General features: G+C 59.5%; 22 protein-coding genes. 10 read left to right on the top strand and 12 right to left on the bottom strand.

All coding sequences use genetic code 11. The annotated features are described in order from the left end of the window. Window positions 1-146: 146 nt before the first annotated feature. The 3 genes from LCH64_RS02415 to LCH64_RS02405 form a co-directional block, all read right to left on the bottom strand. Window positions 147-1,664, bottom strand: a complete 1,518-nt coding sequence (locus LCH64_RS02415; RefSeq protein WP_103483389.1) for a glycosyltransferase family 39 protein — start codon at window positions 1,662-1,664, stop codon at window positions 147-149. Beyond that, window positions 1,661-3,382 carry a lipid IV(A) 4-amino-4-deoxy-L-arabinosyltransferase gene (gene arnT / locus LCH64_RS02410; protein WP_226499377.1) on the bottom strand — a complete coding sequence of 574 codons (1,722 nt, stop codon included), beginning with the start codon at window positions 3,380-3,382 and terminating at the stop codon, window positions 1,661-1,663. Before arnT ends, LCH64_RS02415 begins: the two co-directional genes overlap by 4 nt. A 296-nt stretch (window positions 3,383-3,678) precedes the next feature. Beyond that, on the bottom strand, window positions 3,679-4,359 hold the full coding sequence (locus LCH64_RS02405) for a histidine phosphatase family protein (RefSeq protein WP_226499376.1): 681 nt from the start codon (window positions 4,357-4,359) through the stop codon (window positions 3,679-3,681). A gap of 316 nt (window positions 4,360-4,675) precedes the next feature. On the opposite strand from LCH64_RS02405, the gene LCH64_RS02400 reads away from it, so the two are divergent. Next, a complete protein-coding gene (locus LCH64_RS02400; protein ID WP_226499375.1) occupies window positions 4,676-5,989 on the top strand; it encodes a HAMP domain-containing sensor histidine kinase in 1,314 nt (437 codons plus the stop codon). On the opposite strand, the gene LCH64_RS02395 is transcribed toward LCH64_RS02400, so the two are convergent. The 5 genes from LCH64_RS02395 to LCH64_RS02375 all read right to left on the bottom strand — a co-directional run bounded on the left by LCH64_RS02395 (window position 5,947) and on the right by LCH64_RS02375 (window position 12,238). Next, entirely contained in the window at window positions 5,947-6,498 is a 552-nt protein-coding gene (locus LCH64_RS02395) for a PqiC family protein (protein WP_226499374.1), read from the bottom strand. The two genes, LCH64_RS02400 and LCH64_RS02395, sit on opposite strands and share 43 nt — an antisense overlap. Before the next feature lie 16 nt (window positions 6,499-6,514). Continuing rightward, window positions 6,515-8,170, bottom strand: a complete 1,656-nt coding sequence (locus tag LCH64_RS02390; RefSeq protein ID WP_226499373.1) for an MlaD family protein — start codon at window positions 8,168-8,170, stop codon at window positions 6,515-6,517. Between the two features lie 119 nt (window positions 8,171-8,289). After that, window positions 8,290-9,591, bottom strand: coding sequence for an FAD-binding oxidoreductase (locus tag LCH64_RS02385; protein ID WP_226499372.1), 1,302 nt, complete (start codon window positions 9,589-9,591; stop codon window positions 8,290-8,292). After that, on the bottom strand, window positions 9,588-10,676 hold the full coding sequence (locus LCH64_RS02380) for a polyamine ABC transporter substrate-binding protein (RefSeq protein WP_103519797.1): 1,089 nt from the start codon (window positions 10,674-10,676) through the stop codon (window positions 9,588-9,590). Before LCH64_RS02380 ends, LCH64_RS02385 begins: the two co-directional genes overlap by 4 nt. A gap of 203 nt (window positions 10,677-10,879) precedes the next feature. Beyond that, complete coding sequence (locus LCH64_RS02375; RefSeq protein WP_226499371.1) at window positions 10,880-12,238, bottom strand: glutamine synthetase family protein; 1,359 nt, start codon at window positions 12,236-12,238, stop codon at window positions 10,880-10,882. A gap of 161 nt (window positions 12,239-12,399) precedes the next feature. Between LCH64_RS02375 and LCH64_RS02370 the strand changes: the two genes are divergently transcribed. Together LCH64_RS02370 and LCH64_RS02365 are read left to right on the top strand one after the other, a co-directional pair. Next, entirely contained in the window at window positions 12,400-13,308 is a 909-nt protein-coding gene (locus LCH64_RS02370) for a helix-turn-helix domain-containing protein (protein WP_201137709.1), read from the top strand. A 177-nt stretch (window positions 13,309-13,485) separates the two neighbouring features. After that, entirely contained in the window at window positions 13,486-14,001 is a 516-nt protein-coding gene (locus LCH64_RS02365) for a cupin domain-containing protein (protein WP_103483398.1), read from the top strand. Window positions 14,002-14,186: 185 nt separating this feature from the next. Here LCH64_RS02365 and LCH64_RS02360 read toward each other — a convergent pair whose 3' ends face one another. Next, window positions 14,187-14,798, bottom strand: coding sequence for a dTMP kinase (locus tag LCH64_RS02360; RefSeq protein ID WP_226499370.1), 612 nt, complete (start codon window positions 14,796-14,798; stop codon window positions 14,187-14,189). Between the two features lie 395 nt (window positions 14,799-15,193). On the opposite strand from LCH64_RS02360, the gene LCH64_RS02355 reads away from it, so the two are divergent. After that, window positions 15,194-15,853, top strand: a complete 660-nt coding sequence (locus LCH64_RS02355) for a carbonic anhydrase (RefSeq protein WP_003224876.1) — start codon at window positions 15,194-15,196, stop codon at window positions 15,851-15,853. Between the two features lie 96 nt (window positions 15,854-15,949). Here the strand turns inward: LCH64_RS02355 and LCH64_RS02350 are convergent, their stop codons facing one another. The 3 genes from LCH64_RS02350 to LCH64_RS02340 all read right to left on the bottom strand — a co-directional run bounded on the left by LCH64_RS02350 (window position 15,950) and on the right by LCH64_RS02340 (window position 17,730). Continuing rightward, the gene (locus tag LCH64_RS02350; RefSeq protein ID WP_103483401.1) at window positions 15,950-16,198 is read right to left on the bottom strand and encodes a CsbD family protein; all 249 of its coding nucleotides are present in this window, start codon (window positions 16,196-16,198) and stop codon (window positions 15,950-15,952) included. A gap of 87 nt (window positions 16,199-16,285) precedes the next feature. Further along, complete coding sequence (locus LCH64_RS02345; protein ID WP_226499369.1) at window positions 16,286-16,465, bottom strand: CsbD family protein; 180 nt, start codon at window positions 16,463-16,465, stop codon at window positions 16,286-16,288. 137 nt (window positions 16,466-16,602) lie between these two features. Further along, window positions 16,603-17,730, bottom strand: a complete 1,128-nt coding sequence (locus LCH64_RS02340; protein WP_201138516.1) for a diguanylate cyclase — start codon at window positions 17,728-17,730, stop codon at window positions 16,603-16,605. Between the two features lie 274 nt (window positions 17,731-18,004). On the opposite strand from LCH64_RS02340, the gene kdpF reads away from it, so the two are divergent. From kdpF to LCH64_RS02310, 6 genes are read left to right on the top strand one after another with little or no spacing between them, the layout of a single operon-like run. Then, window positions 18,005-18,097, top strand: coding sequence for a K(+)-transporting ATPase subunit F (gene kdpF / locus LCH64_RS02335; protein WP_003224886.1), 93 nt, complete (start codon window positions 18,005-18,007; stop codon window positions 18,095-18,097). Further along, window positions 18,094-19,866 (top strand): potassium-transporting ATPase subunit KdpA, encoded by a 1,773-nt coding sequence (gene kdpA, locus LCH64_RS02330; protein ID WP_226499368.1) that lies wholly within the window; start codon window positions 18,094-18,096, stop codon window positions 19,864-19,866. The genes kdpF and kdpA overlap by 4 nt, the downstream gene beginning before the upstream one ends. A gap of 10 nt (window positions 19,867-19,876) precedes the next feature. Beyond that, entirely contained in the window at window positions 19,877-21,955 is a 2,079-nt protein-coding gene (gene kdpB / locus LCH64_RS02325; protein WP_226499367.1) for a potassium-transporting ATPase subunit KdpB, read from the top strand. Between the two features lie 15 nt (window positions 21,956-21,970). Beyond that, a complete protein-coding gene (kdpC, locus tag LCH64_RS02320) occupies window positions 21,971-22,543 on the top strand; it encodes a potassium-transporting ATPase subunit KdpC (protein ID WP_201137694.1) in 573 nt (190 codons plus the stop codon). Window positions 22,544-22,565: 22 nt separating this feature from the next. After that, window positions 22,566-25,265: a two-component system sensor histidine kinase KdpD gene (gene kdpD / locus LCH64_RS02315; RefSeq protein ID WP_226499366.1), complete on the top strand. Its 2,700-nt coding sequence runs from the start codon at window positions 22,566-22,568 to the stop codon at window positions 25,263-25,265. Next, complete coding sequence (locus LCH64_RS02310) at window positions 25,262-25,951, top strand: response regulator (protein WP_103519821.1); 690 nt, start codon at window positions 25,262-25,264, stop codon at window positions 25,949-25,951. The genes kdpD and LCH64_RS02310 overlap by 4 nt, the downstream gene beginning before the upstream one ends. Window positions 25,952-25,957 lie beyond the last annotated feature (6 nt).

The raw sequence follows: 25,957 nt of genomic DNA, 5'->3' as shown, positions 1-25,957 counted from the left end.
CAGGAAACAATGCGAACGATTTGCAAGTGTCGAGTCGCGGCAATGTAGGGTGGCAAATGAGAAAAAAACGTCAAAGAAGCCGTTAATACTTGTCATTGCCATTCAAATTTACCGCGACTCTCCCCTTTTTGTCTTAACGTCATTGCTCAGGAGTGGGGGATGTAGGCCACGCTCTGGTCCTCACGCCCGTGGAATAGCTGCTCGCCACGGGTGGGCGTGGTGGTGATGACCTGGTGATCAGCCTTCAGCGCATCCAGTGGCACGGCATCACCGGAACGGTATTGCGCGACGAAAATCGTGCGTTGCGGATCCCAATGTTCCCCGCTGGTCCTTTCCAGCCAGGCGATCAGCGTCGCGGTGTCGCCATTGTGCGGGAAGTCCTGGATCGTTTCCGGCACGTAGTAGAACGGTGCACCGCCGGTTTGCAGGTACATCGGCACTTTGTTGTCGACCTCGATCATGACCATCCGCCATTGATTCAACGGTGCCTGCTGACTGGCCTGTTCGCGAACCTGCTCGCCGAAGCGGATAACACCGCCGCCGCTGTTGGTCCACGGGTAAAGCACCCCCAGGATCGCGGCGAGCAACACCGTGGTGACGGCGAAGCCGATCTTCAGACCACGACCTGCGCTGTTGCGAGCGGCCATGCGCCGGGTCACCCACCAGGCACCCAGCAGTTGCGCGAAGGGCACCAACGGCAGCACGTAATAGCTGCGGCGACTGCCACAGGCGGTGAAGAACAGCATCAGCAGCGCGAGCCCTTGAATCAGCCAGCGGGTGTCCGGTTCGATGTGCTTCCAGTTGCGCGCGGCCACCCACAAGGCGATCAACCAGCACGGTGCCCATGGCAGGGTGTAGACCGGCAGGTAGATCAAGTAGGTGTAAATCGGCCCGAATTGATCGAACGGCTGGAAAAACCGCACGACGTTTTCGCGCAGCACCAGGCCGAGGCCGCTCTGTTCGTAGTTGGGCGCACCGTAGAGGTGGGACAACAGGAACGGCGTCATGTAGAACGCCCCGGCGATCAGCAGAGCACCCAGCAGTCGCAGGTTCAGGTGACGTTTCCAGCGATGTTCGCTGAGCAGGTGCGGCAGCAGCACCAGGCCGGGCAGGATGAAACCGATCAGGCCTTTGAACAGCGATGTCAGCGACAGCAGACCGAAGAACACCACGTAGCGCCAGAACCGCGTGTCATCCGGGCCACGCCAGTACCACCAGACGGCCGCCAGTACACCGCAAACGGTGAGGATGTCGGCGGTGGCGACTCGCGCCCAGAACACGAAGTAGAACGTGGTCGCCAGCATCCAGCCGGCGATCAACCCGGTGCCTTTGCGAAACAGTTGCTCGCCGATCAGGTACACCAGCCACACGCTGAACCACGCGGAAATCACCGATGACAGGCGCAACGACCAATGCCCCAGTCCGCCGGTGAACCACGAGGTGGCGGTGATCAGCCAGTACGACAGCAACGGTTTGTCGTAGTAGGGGCTGCCCTTGAGATAGGGGTCGAAATAGTCGCCGCTTTGCAGCATCTGCAACGCGATGTTGGCCCAACGGGTCTCCGGCCCCCATAGCTCACGACTGCCCAAGCCGAGCAGTAAAAGCAGGGCAGTCGCTGCCAGCAGAAGCAGCAACTGCCTCCGTTCAGTCCTGGTCTGGGTCATGGCTGGCTCTGACTGAAGATGAGGATTTCGATTTGGCCACGGCGGTAGTGCTTGCCGTCTATTGGCAGCAACTCAAGTTGTTGCGCGTCCGATGTGCTGTTGACTCGCATCACCACGCCCACCGAGCCTTTTTTCCGCGCTTCGGTCATCCATTGGCCAACACCTTCCAGGCTGACTTTGCGTGAAGCCATGGCCGGGTCATCGAGGCCGTACTTGAGCTCGCCAACGGTGTTGAACAGGTCGACCTGCGGGCGGCGCAAGCGCCATGACAAAGCAGAAGCCGCGCCGAGGTCGTTGCTCAGCAAAGAGCTGGTCTGGCTGAGTTCCTGCTGATGCTCGGCGATGAACTGATCCGGCATCTTGCTGTTGACGATGGTCGCCGGCATTGCAGCGGGTAGCAGCGCGACAAGCAGGCCGATGCCCAGCGCCGGCATCGCCCACAGCGTCAGAGGTCGCAAGGCTTGCAGCGAACCGGCAATGATCCAGCCGAGCAATACGATGTAGGCCAGCGACAGGCTGAACATCTCGGTGTTTGCATAGATTTCACGGGTCGCTTGCAGATAAATCAGCGCCACCAGCGCGGCGCCGGCCAGCACCACGTTGACCACACCGTTGGTACGCAAGACGCGGCCGTTCTGATCAGCGAGCCAGTTCATCACGGTGTAGCCCATCAACAGGGCCAATGGCAGCAGGCACGGCATGATGTAGGTCGGCAGTTTGCCGCTGCTCGCGCTGAAAAACGCCAGGGGCAGCAGGAACCACAAAGCCAGGAAGGCGATTTTCGGGTCACGCTTTTCGCGCCAGGTGCGCAACAGCGTCGAAGGCAGCAGCAATGCCCATGGCAAGGTGGCGGCAAACAGCAGCGGCAGATAGAACCACCATGGCCGTGCATGCTGTGCGTCTTCGCCGGCGGCAAAGCGGCGGATGTGTTCGTGCCAGAAGAAGAACCGCCAGAAATCCGGTTCACGGTAATGCACGGCCAGTGCCCAAGGCACGCTGACCAGGGCGGCCACCCCAACGGCGACCAGACCATAACGCACCAGCTCGCCAAAGCGTCGTTGCCAGATCATGTAGGGCAGGGCGATCAGCACTGGCAGCATCAGGGCGAGGAAACCTTTGGTCATCAGGCCCATGCCACAAGCGAGGCCCAACAATGCCCAGCCGCCCAGGCGCGCGCGCGGGGTGGTGCTGTCGATGGCAAACCAGATCGCCACCAGGCTGAGGTTGACCCACAGGGTGAACTGCGGATCGAGGTTGGCATAGCCGGCCTGACCTGCAATCAGGCCGAAGCTCATATAAAGGAGGGCGCACGCTGCGCTGATTCGCGGGTTGTTCCACAGGCGACGGGCCAATACGTAGGCCAGCCACACGCTTACGCCGGTGCTGAGCGCCGAGGCGATGCGTACGCCGAACAGGTTTTCACCGAAAATGGCCTGGCCGATGGCGATCATCCAGTAGCCGGCAATCGGTTTTTCGAAGTAGCGGATGCCCATGAAATGCGGCGCCACCCAGTTGCCGCTCAGCAGCATTTCCTGGCTGATCTGGCCATAACGGGTTTCATCGGGAATCCACAGACCGTGGGTCATCAGTGGCAGCAGATAAAAGACCACGAATGCCAGCACCAGCCCGGGTATCGCAAAGCGCTCGACCAGGGTGCTCTGGTGGAGGCGCGGCAAATTCAACGCTGCATGGTGCAGCGGTTTGTTCTCAGACGTCATGACTGGACCTTGGTGCAGTACAAAGTGTGCGTTTCAGTGAAGCGCCTGGCGATTTCCGTTGCAGGCGCGGCACTGGGTTGAATGAATGCAGAGGCGAGCACGTCCGATGGACGTGCTCCTGTATTCAGAGAACGGGTCTGCTTCCAGCTTTAAGTTCTCCTTGGGAAGACAAGCTTTAAAATGAAATATTTCCAGTTTTTCAGTCTGAAAAACATTTCTTATTACAATTTCATGCGCGCCAATACCCTGTGCCAGAGCATTGGCCGAGCTGTTTAGTGCTTGATTAAGTTTGCTGGTTACTTGGCCAATCGCTGCCAGCCTTCGGGGTTCATGATGCCAATGACTTCAAGTTTGCCTTGGGCATCTACACGGGCTAAAACCGCGCTGCCATATTCGGCGGCGACCGCGCGCGGGTAACCGGTTTGCCTTTCGAAATCGGCGATGCAGCCGCTGTGGGTCACGAGGATCATGTTCTGCCCCGGGGTCTTGTGCGCCACCAACTCATCACGCATCGTCGGACCACAGGTTTCAAGCCATTCTGCCGCCACTGCGTCGCGACCGAACATGTAATGAGCCGTTTGCGCAGTGCGCGTCAGCGGGCTGGTGAACACTTGGGTCTGCTGCATTCCCAATTGCGTAAAGGCCCGGCCAACGGAGGCTGCAGAGACGCTGCCTGCCTGGGTGATACCGTCTGCCGGCCCCAGGCAAATGTTGCTTGAGCGGTCGCAGCGTTCGGCGTGGCGCACCAGTGCGACGACCTCGCCAGCCTGCCAGGCTTTCACCCATTGCTGGGTGGTAGAGTCGCTGACATAACGCAGGTTGGCAGGTGAACGCTGCAGCCAGACGAAGCCACAAATCAGGCTGATCACCAGCACGCCGGCAGCGATGGCGACCCAAGCCCGCTGACGAGAGAGGTACGATCTCTTGGGTGCTGATTGTATTTGTACTAATTCAACCACGACGTTGCCCCTTGTCATTCCCGAGTTCCATTCAGTCCACACGCAAAGTGCAACGTAAGCTCCAGGAGTTTAGTTACTTTACGGCGGTTTGCTTGAATGGCTGCTGAACACTACGTTCAGAGTCGTGGCGGCGTAGTGAAGAACATGTGAAAAATTTGCGAGAGAAGCGCAGATATCAGCGGAATAGTCTATTTGATAACTAAACGCAAATAGCCGTTTTGTTTGCTTGAAGCACTTAACAACTGCGCCGGGCAAGGCGAAGCTGCGCGCTTTGGACAACGTCGTCGCGCCACCCCTTGCAGCTCCGACATCAGCACTGGAGTCATTGAACCGGATGGACCTCAAGCAAAGCCTCGCCAATCGGATCGTGATTGTGTTCGCCTTGATGAGCGCAGTGGTAGCCGGTGTCTTCGCGATGGGCATTGTGGCCACGGTGCATGTCGTCGAGCACAAGTTGACCATGACGGCCCTGAGCGGCGGACTGCGCCGGTTGCTGGCGATGGACGACATCAACCAGTGGCGCCATGAGCCGGAAAAGAGCGAACTGTTTTTTTTCGAGAACGGTCCGGGGCCCATGGCGCTGACGCCGCAACTGGCAAAACTGCCCCTGGGGTTTCAGGAGATCACCTTCAACGGTGATGATTTCTACGCCATGGTCGAGGCAGTCGGCGGACGCAAGTATGTGCTGCTGCGCAATCAGGAAAGCTTCGAACAACGCGAGCACCTGCTGTTCGTCGTGGTGATTGTCGGGTTCATCCTCAGTGTCATGTTGGCTGTCGCACTCGGCAGGCTGCTGGCGCGGCAGGTCATGGCGCCGGTGATTCGCCTGGCGGGGCAGGTACGTCATCGCGATCAGTTGATCGCGTTGGCGCCGGCCCTGCATCCGGATTACGCCGATGATGAAGTAGGGGAGTTGGCGCTGTCTTTCGACCAGACACTCGGCCGGTTGCGCGAGATCCTGAACCGGGAAAAGCTCTTCACCAGTGACGTGAGCCACGAACTGCGCACACCGCTGATGATTCTCGCCAGCTCCTGCGAGCTGTTGCTGGCCAACCCCTCGCTGGATCAGCGTTCCACTCAGCAGGTCAAACGCATTGCCCGGGCCAGCGCTGAAATGCGCCAACTGGTCGAAACTTTCTTGATGCTGGCGCGCAAGCCGGAAGAGCTTGGCACCGAATCCACCTGCACACTCAAATCTATCGCTGACGCCCAGGTGGAAATCTGGGGGCGATTGATTCGCGAAAAGGGCCTGGAGTTCATTTACGAGCCGCAACTGGCTGGCAGCACGCGCTATGACCTGACGTTCTTGCAATCGGTCATGGGCAATCTGTTGCGCAATGCCTGGCACTACACCGATCAGGGCTTCGTCCGGTTGACTCTGCTCAAGGACAGTTTCGTGGTCGAGGACAGCGGCATCGGTATTCCGGAAGAGAAACGCCAGGCGATGTTTCAGCCATTCGTGCGTGGTGACGAACAGCGCGGTGAAGGGCTTGGCCTGGGCCTGTCGCTGGTGCAGCGGATCTGCAGCCATCAGCACTGGCAGGTTCAGTTGGTGACTCGCGAACCCAACGGCTGCCGTTTCACCGTCACGCTACCGGCGGCGACTCAGGACGCCGATGGACAGGTGCGTGAATTGCCCGCCGCTTGATTGATCAGGGCAGCCAGTCGTTTGACGTTGTTCTGTTGCGCGGCCACCAGGTCATCGATGCTCGGGCCGGACGGTGTTTGCAAGGTTGAATGACAGGTCAGCAGAGCATTGTCCGCCGCACCGCTCGGGCGCAGGCGCCACTTGACGTCGATCAGCCCGTATTGTCCGGGAATCGAGTCAAAACGCTGCACATCAATGCGCACCGAAACATTGCCGCGACTGCCGGTATTGCTCAGTTGATCGCTCAACGCGCTGCGCAACTCATCCGCCAGACTCGCCCCCCACCATTGGGTTTCCAGAATCGCCAGGCCATTGTTGCCCTGACGGATGACGATTTGCGGGCGATCGACTTGCGGCGGCACGCTGATCGCCTCGATGGGGATTTGCGCACCGGCCCGGGACGTCGGCAGTTGCACCGGCGTCAGGGTGTGAAAGTTGATCGGCTCGCTGCGGCAGGCACCCAGGAGCATGAACGCAGCGAGCACGGTGATCTTCAGCGGTAAAGCCATGGGGTAGCTCCTGTGCTCAATTGCGTGGCGGTCCTTTCAGATCCAGCGGCGCGGCATTGTCGGGGCGACCGCGAATCAGCGATTCCGGATGGCGACCGAGATAATCCGACAGCTCACGCAGTGAACGCGACATGCGTCCGAGTTCGTCAAGGGTCTCGGTGAGTTTCTCGCGCTGCGGTGAGTCTTCGGCGAGGGTCGAGCTGGCGGACTGCAAGGTCTTGCTGACGTCGGCCAGGGTGGTCTGCACGCTCGGCAGGGTTTTCGCGTTGAACTGGGTCAGGCCTTTGCGCAGCTCCACGAGGTTGCTGTCGAGGTTGCCGGCAATCCGCTCGACCGGCAGTTTGTTGAGCTTGTCGACCACGGCTTCGAGTTTTTCCTGCAACTGTTCGAGGCTGCCGGGCACGGTGGGCAAGACCACCGGCCGGGCCGTCGGGTCAAACGCGACTTTCTCAGCTTTCGGGAAGAAGTCCAGTGCAACGTACAGCTGCCCGGTCAGCAGGTTGCCACTGCGGGCCTGAGCGCGCAGACCGTTATCGACGAAGGTGCCGAGCAGACGAATACCGGCGGCTTCGTCGTTGGGATCGTGCTTGAATTCGGTCAGCATCTTTTTGTAGGCCTGGCCCAGGCGCTGCGGGTAAATGACGATGCCGACGTTGAGCGGGAAGCTGCGTTTTTTCGCGTCGAAGTCCAGGTTGATCCCGACGACCCGGCCGATCTCCATGCCGAGAAACTCTACCGGTGCATCGACCTTGAGCCCGCGCAGCGACTGATCGAAACGCAGCACCATGTATTGCGCCTTGCCGTTGGGCGGGGCGAGGGCGGTCTGCTGATCGGCGAACAGCTCGAAGTCTTTGTCGTCCGTGGCAGCAACGTCGTTGGGGCTGTAATCCGGCGCACGGAAGGCAATGCCGCCGACCAGCATGGTGGACAGTGATTCGGTTTTCACGGCAAAGCCGTTGGCGCCGACATTGATGTCAATGCCGCTGGCGTTCCAGAACCGGGTGTTTTCGGTGACGAACGCGTCGTTCGGCGAATGGATGAACACCTCGATGTCCACGCCTTTGCCCTCGGGATTGAGGGTGTAGGTGACAACCTGGCCAACCGGAATCTTGCGGTAGTAAACCGGCGATCCGATGTCCAGCGAGCCGAGATCCGGGGCGTGCAGCATGAAGCGCTTGCCCGGTTCGCCGTAGGTGATCGGCGGCGGGTTCTCCAGGCCCTTGAAGTGTTTGGCGCGGCTGTCGGATTGGCCGATATCGGCGCCGATGTAGTCGCCGGAGAGCAGGGTGTCGATGCCCGAAACGCCACCGGCGCCGATGCGCGGGCGCACGACCCAGAAGTGCGAGTCTTCGCGGGTAAAGGTTTCGGCCTGCTTGGCCAGTTTGATCGTGGCATCGACGCTCTTCTGGTCGGCGCTCAACTCGACGTCAGTCACCTGACCGATCACCACGTTGCGATACTTGACCTCGGTCTTGTTGGCGGTCAGACCGCTGCCGGTCTTGAAGTTGACGACGATGCTCGGGCCTTCCTGCAGCAGGTTGTGCACCACCAGCGAAATACCGACCAGCACCGCCACGATCGGCACGATCCACACCAGTGAAATGCTGAAACGGCGCGTCTTGATCGGCGCTTGGCCCGGTGCTCGTGGCTCATCGGCGGCTGACGACTTCATCCATGTCCCCTCGGTTTTGTGGATGCTGAGCGTCAGGAACGCAAAAGCACTCCATCAATATAGAAGTGCTTGGCGATAGAGCAAATTCACCGGGTGCCGTTGATTATGTAGGGGGAGCGTTAACCGAGGATCTCGCGCAGGCGATACCAGAACATCCCCAGTGCCAACAGCGGCGAACGCAGCGCCGGGCCGCCGGGGAAGGTCATGTGCGGCACGGCGCTGAACACGTCCATGCCCTGACTATGGCCGGCGTGAATCGCTTCGCCCAGCAGCTTGGCGCACCAGTGCGTGACGTTAAGACCGTGACCGGAATAACCCTGAGCGTAGAACACGTTCGGCTGTTGCTTGAGCCGACCGACCTGCGGGAAGCGGTTGGCGGTGATGCCGATCTTGCCGCCCCACTGATAGTCGATGCGCACATCGGCCAGTTGCGGGAAGACCTTGAGCATCTTCGGGCGCATGTAGGCAGCGATGTCCGCCGGATCGCGGCCGGAATAGTGACAGGCGCCGCCAAACAGCAGGCGTCGATCCGCCGAGAGCCGGTAGTAATCGAGTCCGACTTTCTGGTCGCACAATGCGAGGTTCTGCGGGATAAGCTGCGCGGCTCGAGTTTCGGACAACGGCTCGGTGGCGATGATGTAACTGCCGGCGGGCAACACCTTGCCACTGAGTTGCTGTTCGAGTTCATCCAGATGCGCATTGCAACCGAGCACCAGACTGCCGGCGCGCACGCTGCCAGTGGCGCAGCGCACCTCAACGGTTTCGCCGTGGATGATCTGCAGCACCGGGCTTTGCTCGAAAAGGCGTACACCGAGGGACGCCGCCAGACGCGCTTCGCCCTGAACCAGATCCAGTGGATGCAGATGGCCGGAGCCCATGTCGATCAGCCCCCCCGCGTAGCCGTCGGCGTTGACCACTTGCTGACGGATCTGCTCGGGGCCAACCAGGCGGGTCTGGTGTTGATAGCCGAGTTCGTCGAGGCTGACCTGTTCGTCCTTGAACGCCGCAAACTGCGCCGGGGTGTTGGCCAGTTCGCAGAAGCCCCAGCGCAGGTCGCACTCGATGTCGTTTTCGGTGATGCGCTGGCGCACCAGGTCCACCGAGTCGATCCCGGCACGTTGCAGATAGCGCACGCCGTCGTTGCCCACGTAACGTGCAAAGCCCTCGACCTCATGACCGATGCCGCGAATCAACTGACCGCCGTTGCGTCCGCTGGCCCCCCAGCCGATGCGCCGGGCTTCGATCAACACCACCGACAGCCCGCGTTGCGCCAGCTCAATTGCGGTGTTGACCCCGGTGAACCCGCCGCCGATCACGCAGACATCGGCGGTGAGATCACCGTCAAGCACCGGCCAGGGCGTGCTTGCCCGGGCCGAAGCAGCGTAATAGGAGCGGGCGTGTTCTTTGCTGTACTGATTCATTTGTTCGACTTCACTTTGCTCCAGGAACGGGTCATCAGACGCATGATCGACTGGGGCGGGGTGGTGGAAATATACAGTTTGTCGAGGACTTCCTGCGGTGGGTAAACCTCTGGATTGCTCACCAGTGCCACGTCCATGTACTGCTTGGCCGGCGGGTTCGGGTTGGCGTAACCGACCGAGGCGCTGACCTTGGCGATCACTTGCGGATCAAGCAGGTAATTGATGAAGGCGTGGGCTTCCTTGGGATTGGCGGCGTCGGCTGGAACGGCCAACAGATCGAACCACAGGTTGGCGCCTTCCTTCGGGATCGCGTAGGCGATGTTCACGCCGTTCTTGGCTTCCTTGGCGCGGTTTGCGGCCTGAAACACGTCGCCGGAGTAACCGAACGCCACGCAGATATCGCCGTTGGCCAGATCGGACACGTATTTCGAGGAATGGAAATAGGTGATGTACGGACGGATGCTCAGCAGTTTGGCTTCAGCCTTCTTGAAGTCTTCCGGGTTCTCGCTGCGTGGGTCCATGCCCATGTAGTTGAGGATCGCCGGGAACACTTCGTCGGCCGAGTCCATCATCGACACGCCGCACTGCGACAGCTTCTTGATGTTTTCCGGTTCGAACAGTACCGCCCAGGAATCGATGTGATCGATGCCCAGCACTTGCTTGACCTTGTCGACGTTGTAGCCGATGCCGTTGGTGCCCCACAGGTAGGGGACCGAGTGCGCGTTTTGCGGGTCGTTCTTCTCAAGCAGCGCGAGCAGTTTCGGGTCGAGGTTTTTCCAGTTCGGCAACTGCTCGCGATCCAGTTTGAGGAACGCGCCGGCCTTCACCTGACGGGCGAGAAAATGGTTGGACGGCACGACCACGTCGTAGCCGGTGCGGCCGGCAAGCAGCTTGCCTTCCAGGGTTTCGTTGGAGTCGAAAACGTCGTAGATCACCTTGATCCCGGTCTTGGCCTGGAAGTCGGCGAGGGTGGTTTCACCGATGTAGTCGGTCCAGTTGTAGACGGAGACCTGGGGCTGGGCCAGGGCTGCGGTGCTGCACAACAGCGCCAGTGCGGCGGAAACCATGGATTTCAATAGACGCATATCGACACCTCTTGGAATTATTGGAGTTTTCGGGTGGTTCTGGATTTTCAGATGGATCATTGTTCCCCTGCTCTTTGTGGGAGGGGGCTTGCTCCCGAAGAGGCCGGTATCTCCAACATTACAGCTGGCTGATACACCGCTTTCGGGAGCAAGCCCCCTCCCACAAAAAGCCATGCCATGGAGGAAGGGGATTTGTGCTGGAGTCAGACGCTCAGCAGCAGAAACTCGCGCTCCCACGAACTGATCACGCGCTTGAAGTTTTCATGCTCGGCGCGTTTCACCGCGACGTAGCCGCGCACGAACTTGCTGCCCAGGTACTCGGCAACGGTTGTGCACTCTTCCATTTGTGTCAGCGCGTCTTCGATGGTGATCGGCAGGCGCAGGTTGCGGCGTTCGTAGGCGCGGCCTTCGACGGCGGCGCTCGGCTCGATGCCTTCGACCATGCCGATGTAGCCACACAGCAGGCTCGCGGCGATCGCCAGATACGGGTTGGCGTCGGCGCCCGGCAGGCGGTTTTCCACGCGCATGGATTCAGGGCCGGAGGTCGGCACACGCAGGCCGACAGTGCGGTTCTCTTCGCCCCACTCGACGTTGACCGGTGCCGAAGTGTCCGGCAGGAAGCGGCGGAACGAGTTCACGTTGGGCGCAAACATCGGCAGCACTTTCGGGATGTACTTCTGCAACCCGCCGATGTGATGGCGGAACAGCTCGCTCATCTTGCCGTCGGCATCGGCGAAGATCGGCTTGCCGGTCTCGATGTCGACCACGCTCTGATGCAGGTGCATCGCGCTGCCAGGCTCGTCGCCAATCGGCTTGGCCATGAACGTTGCGGTGACGTTATGTTTGAGCGCCGCTTCGCGCAGGGTGCGTTTGAACACGGTGATCTGGTCGGCCAGATCCAGTGCATCGCCGTGACGGAAGTTGATTTCCATCTGCGCCGGGCCGTCTTCGTGGATCAGCGTGTCCAGATCCAGACCTTGCAACTCGCACCAGTCGTAGACGTCTTCGAACAGCGGATCGAATTCGTTGGCAGCATCGATGGAGAACGACTGCCGACCGCTTTCGGCACGGCCCGAACGGCCCAGTGGCGCCTTGAGCGGCAGGTCCGGGTCTTCGCAGCGCTGGGTGAGGTAGAACTCCATTTCCGGCGCAACGATCGGCTTCCAACCCTTGTCGGTGTACAGCTGCAGAACCTTTTTCAGCACGTTGCGCGGCGACAGTTCGATCGGGTTGCCGAACTTGTCGAAGGTGTCGTGGATGACGATGGCGGTCGGCTCGATCGCCCATGGAATCACATACACGGCGTCGCTCACGGGTTTGCAGACCATGTCGATGTCGGCCGGGTCGAGCAGGTCGTAGTAGATGTCGTCGTCGACAAAATCCCCGGTTACCGTTTGCAGCAGCACACTTTCCGGCAGGCGCATGCCTCGTTCATGCAGGAACTTGTTGGTCGGTGCGATCTTGCCGCGGGCGATGCCGGTCAGGTCGCTGACCACACATTCAACTTCGGTAATCTTGTGATCTTTCAGCCAAGTGAACAGCTGATCGAAAGGGGCATTCATAAGGACCTCGTTATTGGTTTTATAGACGCCGGGGAGGGCGGGTTTCATCTTCCGCCCCTTCCCCTGTGGCGCGTTGACGACTATCTTGGGCGAGCCTTGCAGTTCCATCTATCCACTTTAAGCAGCACCAAAGCGCACCAAAAGAGTGCGCAAGGTCTCCCATGACAACGTGTAATCCGCTACAGGTTCAGGCTTTCAATACCGCTGATGTCACCGAACAGATCCGCGCCACGCCGGGTTGGGTCCAGCATTACCAGCAGATGTCCCCAGGGCATTTCGCTGGGCAGATTCGCTATCTGGATTTGCAGGGCGTGCAGGTTTACGAAGAGCAGATGAACACCCGTGTCGAGCAGACGTTCAGCGCGCCATCGGGTGCCTTGGCGTTCTGTTTCGATCGCAGCGACAACGCGCTGTATCTGCTCAATGAAGACAGCCGCAACATCTGGATCACCCCGGAGAACTACCAGGAAATCGCTGTGGTGTTCGGCCCGGAATTCGTCCGTCAGCACGGTCTGGACGTGGCGAGGCTCGAGGGATTGTTCATGGCACCGCTTAACTGCGGACAGAACGCCTTGTTCAGTCGCTGGTTAAGCTCGACGCTCACGAAGTTATCGCAAACCCTTGATCAGCCAAGTAAAGAGGCCCTGACTCAGCAATTACTGGAAGACTGCCTGTTCATCCTCGACAATGCTCGCGTGCACCTGGATCGTGGCGGTCTGCAGCGCCGTAGCGAAGAGCGGACGATCATGAAGCGAGTAGGGGAGTGGGCCGCAGATTCACCGGAAGAAACGGTCAATCTGCTGGAACTGGCGCAGGTCGCGGGCGTTTCGCTGCGTCAGTTGCAGCATGCGTTCAAAGACTTCACCGGCATGACGCCAAGCCATTGGTTGCGCCTGCGCCGGTTGAACAGCGCACATCGCGAATTACTCAAGCGTGCGCCCACAGACACCACGGTTGCCGAAGTGGCTATGCACTGGTCGTTCTGGCATCTGGGGCGGTTTTCCAGCAGTTATCGGGCACTGTTCAAAGAGCTGCCGAGCGAGACGCTGAAGCGTAAGAACAGCGCCTGAAGATGTTAGTTAAATAGCGGATTTGGCAACGGTAGATTTCTGAAATGCCTTCTTGAATAAGTAGGCGCTAAAAAGAAGGGTAATTCCTTCGAAATCCGCCGATCTACTGTTAACTCCACTAAATAGCCGTTTAGTAGAGCTATCGTCGCATCTGTCCTTAAATCAACGGAGTGGGCCATGAATCGAGGGAAAACAAGCGTCGAGGATGTGATTACGGCGCTGGATCTGCAGCCTCATGTCGAAGGCGGCTATTTTCGCAGGACTTTTCAAGCAGATCAGCGCGCCATGCTGCAAACCGCCGGTGGCCCACGTTACCTGATGACCTCGATCTATTACTTGCTGACTGAAGATTCGCCAGTGGGCCAATTTCATTTCAACCAATCGGACATCCTGCATTTCTATCATCTGGGCGATCCTGTCGAGTACAGCATGATCCTTAGTGACGGTGAGTTACGAACGCTGGTGATGGGTAGCGACGTTCTGGCAGGCCAGCATTTGCAAATGCACGTGCCTGGTGGAATCTGGAAAGCTTCGCGATTGCTTGAGGGTGAGCACGGATTTGGATTAATCAGCGAAGCCGTGTCGCCGGGATTTGATTTTGCGGACATGGAGATGGCTGATCGACGGAAACTGATTGCGCGATTTCCACAGCATCGCACGCTGATTGAAAAGCTGACGCGGGATGCTGATTGAGGGTCGCCAGTTTCCGGCAAGGCCGCGGTTGTGAAAAGTGAGGTTTCAGGGAAAAGACGCTGGATTGAAATCTGGCGTGCAACCGGGTTAATCCTGAAACATCTTGTTGCGTGTAATGTATATTATGTTAAATCATTTATTACCTTATGCGCCTCCTGCACCAACGCCCGTCTCCGCTCCAACAATCACCCCAGCACCCTATGGATCTCAGAAACAATCTGCATCGTAGCGTCTTCGATTGGTCCCTCATTACGGCACAGAACCCAACCGTGCTCCTTAACCGCTTGCTCGAACATCTCCGTACATGCCACATGCTCTGCGTGCTTCTGGATCACAGTGCCGCCCAATCCTCGCGCGCGTGTCGCAGCCCTTGCCCATGAAATATCCGGATTGGTGACGACGCCGACATGCAGGTCCGGCACTCGCACCTCTCGATCCAGGTTCAATTGGAGAATGTCGGCAAACGGGATGGTTTGGCGAAACGCTGCATCAGACGGATACCAGCGATCGATCAGGATAATGCTGTCCAGCGGCTGCTCCGTCAGCACGTTTCGGGAAATCCAGCGTCGACTATCAGCCAGGCGCTGGCACACAGCCCATTCCAGATCCTGGGAAGGATTTCTGGCAAGCGTGTTAATCAGGGTCATGGTTTCACCCCTGAAAGGATCGCTTTTTCTCTCGCAAAGCCGAATGATTTTTTTGTTGCTGGCCCTCAGTTCCTTCGTAACGGCCTCCAACAGCGTGGTTTTGCCGGTGCCCTTGGGCCCATCCAGAGAAACAAACAGCGGACGATTCATAGTTCACATAACGATGGATTCGCGGTTTTCTGCCTCTGTACAGTCGCTTGAACCGCTTGGTGCAAGTGCGCGAAAACAGACAAAAACAGGCATGGACTACCACTGTAAACGCATTTTGGGCATTCCAATGGCTAAATTCCCATTTCCAATGACATGACCCCGCCTGTCCCGACCACCCTCTTCTGCTTACCTTTGCGAGTTTTGGCTTAGCTTTTAGGTGATCAGGTATCAGCTCCTCGCGGCTTCGGCTTCGGCGTCAACACCACTTGGCTTGTAGTACATCGTTGTTCGAGTACTGCCAACACGTGCGACGTCTGCGATAATGCCGACCACAGCGGCGCGAAGGCATATCGAGTGCTCGTGCCCACATCCGCTACTCGGGTTTGGAGGACTTCATGCGTGACATTATTGACGGCTTTCTGCGCTTTCAGCGCGAGGTTTATCCGCAACGCGTCGAGCTGTTCAAGCAGCTCGCGACGGCACAAAATCCGAAGGCGTTGTTCGTCACCTGCTCGGACAGTCGTGTGGTGCCGGAACTCCTTACGCAGCGTGAGCCCGGCGAACTGTTCGTGATTCGCAACGCCGGCAACATTGTGCCGTCTTACGGCCCTGAACCGGGCGGTGTGTCGGCTACCGTCGAATATGCGGTCGCCGTGCTTGGCGTACAGGACATTGTGATCTGCGGCCATTCGGACTGCGGGGCGATGGGCGCGATTTCACGCTGCACGTGCCTGGATCACCTTCCGGCAGTTGCTAATTGGTTACGTCACGCGGACGCCGCGAAAGCGATTAACGCGGCGCACGAGTTCGACACGCCCCGCGCAAAGCTCGACGGCCTCGTGCGCGAAAACGTGATCGCGCAACTGGCGAACCTGCGCACACATCCATCCGTGGCCCTCGCGCTCGAGCAAGGGCGCATGAATCTGCACGGCTGGGTTTACGACATCGAGGCGGGATGCATCGATGCACTTGATGGCGCGACACGACAATTCGTTCCACTTGCTGATTCGCCGACCACCGTTGCGATTGCAGCGCGTAACGGCAGACAGATGTGATAGCGACAGAAAGATGAGGAAGAAGCCGCCTGTAGCGGCTTCTTGTCGACACCTTGCTTCACATTGTCGATCGCCTCGTTGTTAACGGAAACGTCTTCAGCGACGAAAAATTCGGTTAATCAGGATCAGCGCCGCGGCACCTATGGCGATTGCAGCTATCGGCTTTTCTTTGACGAAAGTCGACACGTTATCCAGCGCATCGCCGTAGGATTTAGTCAGCTGTCCAGCCGCTTGATGTCCGGCACCTTCAGCTTCCATCTTCGAATCACCAATCAGTTTCCCGACCGCGCTCTGCGCCTTGCCGGCCAACTTTTCTGCTACGCCTTCTACCTGTTCACTCTTCATGATTCTTAAACCTTCGTGTAAGTGGGAAGCTCTGAATAAGCCGACTGCGATGGCAGCCATCGTAGGGAAAGCAATTGCCGCCTGGAGTTACTTTTTGTCTACGGCATCTTTTACTTTGCCAACCACCTGTTGGGCCTCGCCTTTCTTTTCCTGGATTTTCCCTTCGACCTGCAGTTTTCCGCTGCCTGTGACCTTGCCAACACCTTGCTTCACATTACCGATCGCTTCGTTGGCCAAACCTTTGATTTTGTCTGATGTGCCACTCATGATTTTCTCCCGGTTAGGAATAGGCGCCCTGTCTGGACAGAAAAATTGACTGGTGGTTGTCAGTAGGAGTTCCACTTTTTATGCTGTGGGTGCTGGAAAGAAACGTATTGGCGTCCTCTCAAGGTCGCAACAGCCCATCAATCCGCGACAGCAACTTGATTTCGTCCATACGACTTGGCTTTGTACAGCGCTCTGTCTGCATTGTTCATCAAGCTAGAAAGGCTTTCTTCGTTAAAGTCCGATGACGCTACGCCAAGGCTGGCGGTTATGCGATCAGCTGGCTCAGCCTTGAGTCTGGAGATGGCCTGGATCAGTTCCTGGGCAATGCTCATGGCGACGTCCAGTGTGGTGTCAGGAAGCAAAATAGCGAACTCCTCGCCTCCCAGTCGGCCATGAACATCGGTTTCACGGATAGATGCAGTGATCACCGCCCCCACCTGACGCAGCACCTGATCCCCCACCTGGTGACCGTAAGAGTCGTTGATGTGCTTGAAGTGATCCATATCGAGCATGACTGCGCACAGCACGGAACCCTTGCTTTTGCATTCACGGTAAAGCTGATCAGCATCATCGAAAAACGCACGGCGATTCTTCAGGCCGGTCAGCTCATCGGTTCTGGCGGCTCTGACAGAAAGCCGGTTTTCCCGCTCCAACTCTCGGGTCAAGCGAAACGCAGTTTCCAGCGCATCGGACATCTTGCGTGTGGCGCTGGCTACAAACGATGCGAACACAAAAACCGCGAGCGCCATGCCGACCTGCAACGTTGACGGTTGAAACAGCAGCCATATGGAGCACGGCAACAAAACCAGTCCGATGGAGACCATCGTCATGTTCTTGTAAGCCGAGTAACACGACACCGCACTGACAGACATGCCGACAGTGAAGAGCATGACCATCGCTTGAGCCAACAGGTCGTCGACCGGTATGACCGCGAGTGCGCCCGCCCCCCATATCCCTGCAGACAACATAAGCGTGCACCAGTATCTGCGTTCCCAACGCTGTGGCGTGCGTTCACTGACGTGGCTATGAAAATAGCCAATGAACATTGAGATACGCAGCAACGTCGACAGCGTTAATACCGCTATCCAACCGATAACCACACCGTGATCAAACCGATCCCAACACAGCCAGCAAAGGAGGATTGCCGCCATGTAACTGCCGAAAACGGCAGCGCCGGATTGCCGAAATAACTGCTGCAAGCGATCGGTTCGAACCTGTTCGGCTATTTCCGAGCCCTGATCACTTCTTAGCTCAAGATCATCCATTGAGTCCGCCTGAACATGATGAATCGACAGGACAAATTGTGGCACCTCGCCGCCCGCGCAAACAATCGAGAACGAGCAAAGCGAATAACGCTTTTTATAAGATCTTTATACCCCAGCCTCCAATCCTTTTAACAACTTTCCGGGCTCACGCTTAGGCTTTCCTCAACACGGGAGGAAACACCATGGACTTCGTCTATTTGATACTCGGTGCAGTGTTTTTCATCAGCTTGATCGGGCTGGCACGCGGTTGTGCGGCGCTCAACAGGAGGCGGTCATGACAGGGTTCTATGTGTTTGGCGGCATCATCGCCGCCGGTTTGCTGGTGTATCTGGTTGCCGCGCTTCTGCTCCCGGAGGACTTCCTATGACCACTCAAGCCTGGACTCTGCTCGGAGTCTTTCTGCTGGTGCTGGCGGGTCTGGCCTGGCCACTCGGGCGCTGGTTGACCGCAGTGATGGAGGGCCGGTTTAGCCTCGGCTCACGCATCGAGTCGCCGCTGTATCGACTGGCCGGCGTCAGTGCTGAAGCACAAATGAGCTGGCTGCAATACGCCCTCGCGCTGATCGTATTCAACGCGCTGGGCATGCTCGCGGTTTACGCGCTGCAGCGACTGCAGGGTGTGCTGCCGTTCAATCCCCAGGGATTTGGCGCAGTGACGCCCGACTCTTCGTTCAACACCGCCGCCAGTTTCGTCACCAACACCGACTGGCAAGGCTATAGCGGCGAGGCAACGCTGAGTTACCTGACGCAGATGCTCGGCTTGACCGTGCAGAATTTCCTGTCGGCGGCCACCGGCATCGTGGTGGCGGTTGCGCTGATTCGCGGATTCGCCCGCCACAGCGCCGCCAGCATCGGCAATGCCTGGGTTGACTTGACCCGTGTCACCTTGTGGGTGTTGCTGCCGCTGTCGCTGATTTTCGCGCTGTTCTTCGTCAGCCAGGGCGCGATCCAGAATCTTCAACCTTACAAACAAGTCACGACGATGGAGGTCATGCAATACCAGGCGTCGGTGCTCAATGATGCCGGGCAGCCAAGCCTCGACGCCAAAGGCAATCCTCTGACCACAGCGGCCAGCACCGACAAGCAGACCATCGCGATGGGCCCTGTCGCTTCGCAGGAAGCCATCAAGATGCTCGGCACCAACGGCGGCGGGTTCTTCAATGCCAACTCGGCCCACCCTTTCGAGAACCCGACAGCCCTGAGCAACTTCTTTCAGATGCTCGCCATCTTCCTGATCCCGACGGCGCTGTGCTTTGTCTTCGGCCACATCGTCGGCGACATCCGGCAAGGCTGGGCGTTGCTTGCGACGATGACGATCATCTTCGTGATCGCGGTGGTGGCCGTCACGCATTACGAGCAACTGGGCAACCCACAATTCTCGGGCCTGGGAATCGATACAGCGGCGGGCAACATGGAAGGCAAGGAACTGCGCTTCGGCATCAGCGCCTCGAGCCTGTTCACCGCGATCACCACCGCAGCATCCTGTGGCGCCGTGGTCACCATGCACGACTCGTTGACGCCACTGGGCGGCGCAGTGCCGCTGATCCTGATGCAACTGGGTGAGGTGGTGTTTGGCGGTACCGGATCGGGCCTCTACGGCATGCTGGTGTTCGCCATCCTCGCGGTGTTCATCGCCGGGCTGATGATTGGCCGGACGCCCGAGTACCTGGGCAAAAAGATCGAAGCCTACGAAATGAAGATGGTCGCCATCGCGATCCTCGCAACGCCGTTGCTGGTGTTGTTCGGCACCGCGATTGCGGTCATGGCCGAGGCCGGGCAACTCGGCGTTGCCAACCCCGGCGCCCATGGCTTCTCGGAAATCCTCTACGCCTTCACTTCGGCGGCCAACAACAACGGCAGCGCCTTCGCCGGCCTGTCGGCCAACACCCCGTTCTACAACGTGATGCTGGCGATCGCCGTCTGGTTCGGGCGCTTTGGGGTGATCGTGCCGGTACTGGCGGTGGCCGGCAGCCTGGCGGCGAAGAAACGTCTGGCCGTGACTGGCGGCACCATGCCCACGCATGGACTGCTGTTCGTGGTGCTGCTGATCGGCACGGTGCTGCTGGTCGGTTTGTTGAACTACGTGCCGGCCCTGGCGTTGGGGCCAGTCGTCGAACACTTCATGATGATCAAGTGAGACCACGGCCATGACTCGCAAATCGTTCTCCTTGTTCGACCCGACACTGCTGGCCCCGGCCATGGTCGAGTCCCTGCGTAAACTCAGTCCGAAAATCCAGTGGCGCAACCCGGTGATGTTCGTCGTCTACATCGGCGCGATCATCACCACCGCCCTGTGGGTCCAGGCTCTGCGCGGCCACGGTGAGGCCAGTAGCGGTTTCATCCTCGCCATTGCCCTGTGGCTGTGGTTCACCGTGCTGTTCGCCAACTTCGCCGAAGCCCTGGCCGAAGGCCGCAGCAAGGCGCAAGCGGCGTCCCTGCGCAACCTGAAAAAGGAAACCTGGGCGAAGAAACTGCGCGAACCGCGCTACGGTTCGGAATGGCAATTGGCGCAATCAAGCGATCTGCGCAAAGGCGATATGGTGCTGGTGGAAGCCGGCGATCTGGCCGACTCGATGATCCCCGCCGACGGGGAGGTGATCGAAGGCGCGGCCTCGGTGGATGAGTCAGCCATTACGGGTGAATCGGCCCCGGTGATCCGCGAATGTGGCGGCGACTTCTCCGCCGTCACCGGCGGCACCCGGGTGCTCTCGGACTGGATCGTCATACGCGTGACCGCCGACCCCGGCGAAACCTTTGTTGATCGCATGATCGCCATGGTCGAAAACGCCAAGCGACAAAAGACCCCCAATGAAATCGCCCTGTCGATCCTGCTGGTGGCGCTGACCATCGTGTTCCTCGGCGTGACGGTAACGCTGCTGCCCTTCTCGCTGTACAGCGTTGCGGTGGCGAAGTCCGGCGTGCCGGTGTCGATAACGGTGCTGATCTCGCTGCTGGTCTGCCTGATTCCCACCACCATTGCCGGACTGCTGTCGGCCGTGGGCGTGGCGGGCATGAGCCGCATGATGGAGGCCAACGTGATTGCCACCTCCGGGCGCGCCGTGGAAGCCGCCGGTGATGTCGATGTATTGATGCTCGATAAAACCGGCACCATCACCCTGGGCAACCGCCATGCCTCGGCGTTCCTGCCGGCGCCGGGCATCAAGGAAGCGGATCTGGTCGATGTCGCCCAGTTGGCTTCGCTGGCCGACGAAACCCCCGAAGGACGCAGCATCGTAGTGCTGGCCAAACAGCGCTTCAACCTGCGTGAACGGGACATCGCCGCCCTCGACGCGCACTTCGTGCATTTTTCCGCGCAGACCCGTATGAGCGGCGTCGACCTCGGCGAGCGGCAACTGCGCAAAGGCGCCGGCGAAGCAGTCCTGCGCCATGTGCAGAGCCTGGGCGGACACTTCCCCGAAGCGGTGCAAGCGATCGTTGAAGAAGTGTCCCGTCGCGGCAGCACACCCTTGGTGGTGTCCGACGGCGCGAAAGTGATGGGCGTGATCGAACTCAAGGACATCGTCAAGGGCGGCATCAAGGAGCGCTTTGTCGAACTGCGGCGCATGGGCATCAAGACCGTGATGGTCACCGGCGACAACCGCGTTACCGCAGCAGCCATTGCCGCCGAAGCCGGGGTCGATGACTTTCTTGCCGAAGCCACGCCCGAGCAGAAACTCGAACTGATCCGCCGCTATCAGGCTGAAGGCCGGTTGGTGGCCATGACCGGCGACGGCACCAACGACGCGCCGGCGCTGGCGCAGGCCGACGTTGCCGTGGCGATGAACTCCGGAACACAAGCGGCGAAGGAAGCCGGGAACATGGTCGATCTGGACAGTAACCCGACCAAGTTGATCGAGGTGGTGGAAACCGGCAAGCAGATGCTGATGACCCGGGGTTCTCTGACGACCTTCTCGATTGCCAACGACATCGCCAAGTATTTCGCTATCGTCCCCGCCGCGTTTGTCACCACCTACCCGCAGCTCGCTGCGCTGAACATCATGGGGCTGACCAGCCCGAATTCAGCGGTGCTGTCGGCGGTGATCTTCAACGCGCTGATCATCATTTTCCTGATTCCGCTGGCCCTCAAAGGCGTGAAGTACCGCCCGGTCGGTGCGGCCCTGCTGTTGCGCCGCAACCTGCTGATCTATGGGCTGGGCGGCGTGATCGTGCCCTTCATCGGCATCAAGATCATCGACATGGCACTGGCCGCCGTCGGCCTGGTTTAAGCGAGGATTACTGTCATGACATCTCTACTGCGTCCAGCGTTGACCTTGTTGATTGCGCTGTCACTGATCACCGGCCTGGCTTATCCGCTGCTGACCACGGGCATCGCGCAACTGGTTTTTCCAGCGCAAGCCTCCGGCAGCCTGATCGTAAAAGACGGTAAACCCGTGGGTTCGCTGTTGATCGGTCAAGGCTTCAGTGACCCGAAATACTTCTGGAGCAGACCGTCTGCCACCAGCCCCATGCCGTATAACGCGCAGGCCTCGAGCGGCTCCAATCTGGGGCCACTGAATCCGGCATTGATGGACGCGGTGAAAGGCCGGATCGACGCCCTGCACGCCGCCGATCCGGGCAATACCGCGACGATCCCCGCCGACCTGGTCTACAGTTCCGCCAGTGGGCTGGATCCGCACATCAGCATTGCCGCCGCAAAGTATCAGGCGAACCGGATTGCACGGGTGCGCAACCTGCCCATTGCACGGGTTGATCAGTTGATCGCTGAACAGTCGGAAACCCCGCTCCTTGGATTTCTCGGCGAACCACGGGTCAATGTCCTCGCCCTGAACCTGGCACTCGACGCCGCTCATTGAACGCTGACACACGGTGAGCCTGATGGCCGACCAACGCCCTGACCCCGACCTGCTGCTGGCGCGGATTCGCGAAGAAGCCGCGCAAGCCGAACGCGGCCGCTTGAAGATCTTCTTCGGTGCCAGCGCCGGGGTGGGCAAGACTTACGCCATGCTCGCTGCTGCGCATGCGGTCAAACTGCAGGACAGCAAGGTGCTGATTGGCGTGATCGAAACCCACGGTCGCGCCGACACTGAGGCGCTGACCGAAGGGCTTGATCGGCTGCCGCTCAAACAGGTTGTCGACAAGCAGCGTACCGTCACCGAGTTCGACCTGGATGCTGCACTTGAGCGTCATCCCCGGTTGATTCTGATTGACGAACTGGCTCACTCCAACGTGGTCGGTTCCCGTCATCCAAAACGCTGGCAGGACGTTGAGGAGTTGCTGAGCGCCGGGATCGATGTCTGGTCAACCATGAACGTCCAGCACCTGGAAAGCCTCAACGACATTGTTGGCGGCATCACTGGCATTCGTGTCTGGGAGACCGTGCCCGACCATGTCTTCGACAACGCCGACGAAGTGGTCATCGTCGACTTGCCGCCCGATGATCTGTTGCAGCGCTTGAAGGAAGGCAAGGTGTACCTGCCGCAACAGGCCGAGCGCGCGGTGCAGAACTTTTTTCGCAAAGGCAACCTGATTGCCCTGCGTGAACTGGCGCTGCGTCGCACGGCCGACCGCGTCGACAGCGACATGCTGCAGTACCGCCAAAGCAGTTCGGTGAAACCGGTCTGGGGCACGCGCGACTCATTGCTCGCTTGCGTGAGCCCGCATGAACAGGCCGAGAAAATCGTTCGTTCAACAGCCCGTCTGGCGGCTCAGTTGAATGTGCCGTGGCACGCCGTGACCGTCGAAACGCCTGCCTTGCAGCGCCTGCCCGAGACCAAGCGGCGGCGGATGCTGGCAACCCTGAAGCTGGCGCAGGAGATGGGCGCGCAGATCGCCACGCTGGCCGGTCAGGACATCGCCGAAACACTGGTCAAATATGCCCGGCAGTACAACCTCTCGAAAGTCGTGGTGGGCCGCGACGAACATCCTCGGCGGCGACTCTGGCGCAAAGCGCTGGCCGAGCGCATCGGTGAACTGGGCGCTGACTTTGATGTGATTCAAATCTCGCTTCCGGCCAACCGACACGCGCCAACCGAGACTCGCACCCAGACCGGCAGCGGTCCTGTCGTCTGGCGCGACTATGCCTGGAGCGTGCTGATCTGCGCGGCGACGACCGTGATTGCGTTGCCCATGCTGCATGTGTTCGAGCAAGCCAATATCGTCATGGTCTTCCTGCTCGCGGTGGTCGCGGTAGCGGTTCGCCTGGGACGCGGCCCGGCGATTCTGGCGGCGTTTGTCTCGGTGGCTTCGTTCGACTTTTTCTTTGTCGCGCCGCGCTTTTCGTTCGCCTTCGCTGACGCTCAATATCTGGTGACCTTCAGCGTCATGCTCGTCGTAGCGCTGGTCATCGGCCAGATGACTGCGGGCCTGACGTATCAGGCGCGGGTTGCGCAGCGACGCGAAGACCGGATGCGTGCGCTGTATGACATGTCACGCTTGTTGTCAGCAGCACTGATGACCGAGCAGGTCGCCGAGATCGGCGCGCGATTTCTCTCCGCCGAATTCGGCGCCCGCTCGGCACTGCTGGTCGCCGATGACCACGACAAGCTGGCGGCACCGCTGATCACCGGGGAGGCGCCACTGGTGGACGTTGCGATCGCCCAGTGGTCATTCGACAAATCCGAACCGGCCGGGTACGGCACCGACACGCTGCCCTCCAGCCCAACCCTGTACCTGCCGCTCTCGGCGCCCATGCGCGTACGCGGGGTGCTGGCGGTGCAACCGCGCGATACCACGCGACTGGTGGTACCGGAGCAGCGACGACTGCTCGACACCTGCGCCTCCCTGCTGGCGATTTCGCTGGAGCGCATTCACTACATTCACGTCGCCCAGGACACCACGGTACAAATGGAGTCCGAACGGCTACGCAATTCGTTGCTGTCAGCCATCTCTCACGATCTGCGAACCCCGCTTTCGGTGATGGTCGGGTTGGCCGAAGCGCTCAAGCTGACTCATCCGCCCCTGCCCGCCGAAGCGGCCGAGATCGCCAGCGCCGTAGGCGAATCGGCGTTGCGCATGAACACGCTGGTCAACAACCTGCTGGACATGGCCCGCCTCGAGTCTGGCAAGGTCCAGTTGAATCGCCAGTGGCAGCTGATTGAAGACGTGGTCGGTAGCGCGCTGCGAGCCATTGCGCCGACGCTCGGCGAACGGTCGGTGCACGTCGCACTGGACGACGATCTGCCCCCGGTTTTCATCGATGCGGTGCTGATCGAGCGCATCCTGATCAACCTGATTGAGAACGCCATCAAATACACGCCAGCCAACACCCCCATTGATCTGGGGGCCAGGGCCACGTCAGACCACTTCGAGCTTTGGGTTGCCGACAAGGGGCCGGGCTTGCCCTACGGCCACGAAGAGGACATTTTCAATAAATTCATGCGCGGCAAAAAGGAAAGTGCGATCCCCGGTGTCGGTTTGGGCCTGGCCATCTGCAGAGCCGTTGCGCACGCCCATGGCGGGACGATCGAAGGCGTGACGCGGCCCGAAGGCGGAGCCTGTTTTACCTTGCGCCTGCCCCTTGAAACGCCGCCGGATATCGAAACCCTTGCGCAACGCAGTGACGAGGAGCAGCCATGAGCGAATCATTGCCCCGTGTTCTGATCATTGAAGACGAGAAGGAAATACGCCGATTCGTGCGTATGGCCCTGCAAGCCGAAGGTCTGGAAGTGCATGAGGCCGACACCTTTCACCGAGGTCTCGTCGACGCGGGAACGCGCCGCCCCGATCTGATCGTGCTCGACCTTGGCTTGCCCGACGGTGACGGTATCGATCTGATTCGCGATGTGCGCAACTGGTCACCGGTGCCCATCATCGTGCTGTCGGCGCGCGGAGCGGAGTCCGACAAGATCCTGGCCCTGGACACCGGTGCCGACGATTATCTGGTCAAGCCGTTTGGCACCGGAGAGCTTCTGGCCCGCGTCCGGGCGTTGCTGCGCAGACAAGCCAAGGATGCCGAAAACAACTCGGTGTTCAGCTTCGGCGAAGTGCGCATCGATGTTGAACGACGTGTCGTCGAACGCAACGGCGCGCCATTGCATCTGACCCCGCTGGAATACCGCTTGCTGGTGCATCTGTGCTCGCACCCTGATCGGGTCCTGACCCACCTGCAATTACTGAAGGCGGTATGGGGCCCCTCGCATACCACCGACACCCCTTACTTGCGTGTATTCATGGGTGGTTTGCGCAAAAAAGTCGAGGTGGATCCGTCCCAGCCACGGCATCTGGTGACGGAAACAGGGGTGGGTTATCGCTTTATTCCTTGAGATGGG

The organism is Pseudomonas sp. MWU16-30322 (assembly GCF_020515535.1).
In the GTDB taxonomy this organism is placed as follows: domain Bacteria; phylum Pseudomonadota; class Gammaproteobacteria; order Pseudomonadales; family Pseudomonadaceae; genus Aquipseudomonas; species Aquipseudomonas fluorescens_H.
Note: the sequence above shows the minus strand (reverse complement) of the source record. Positions and strands in the feature narration are given on the sequence as shown.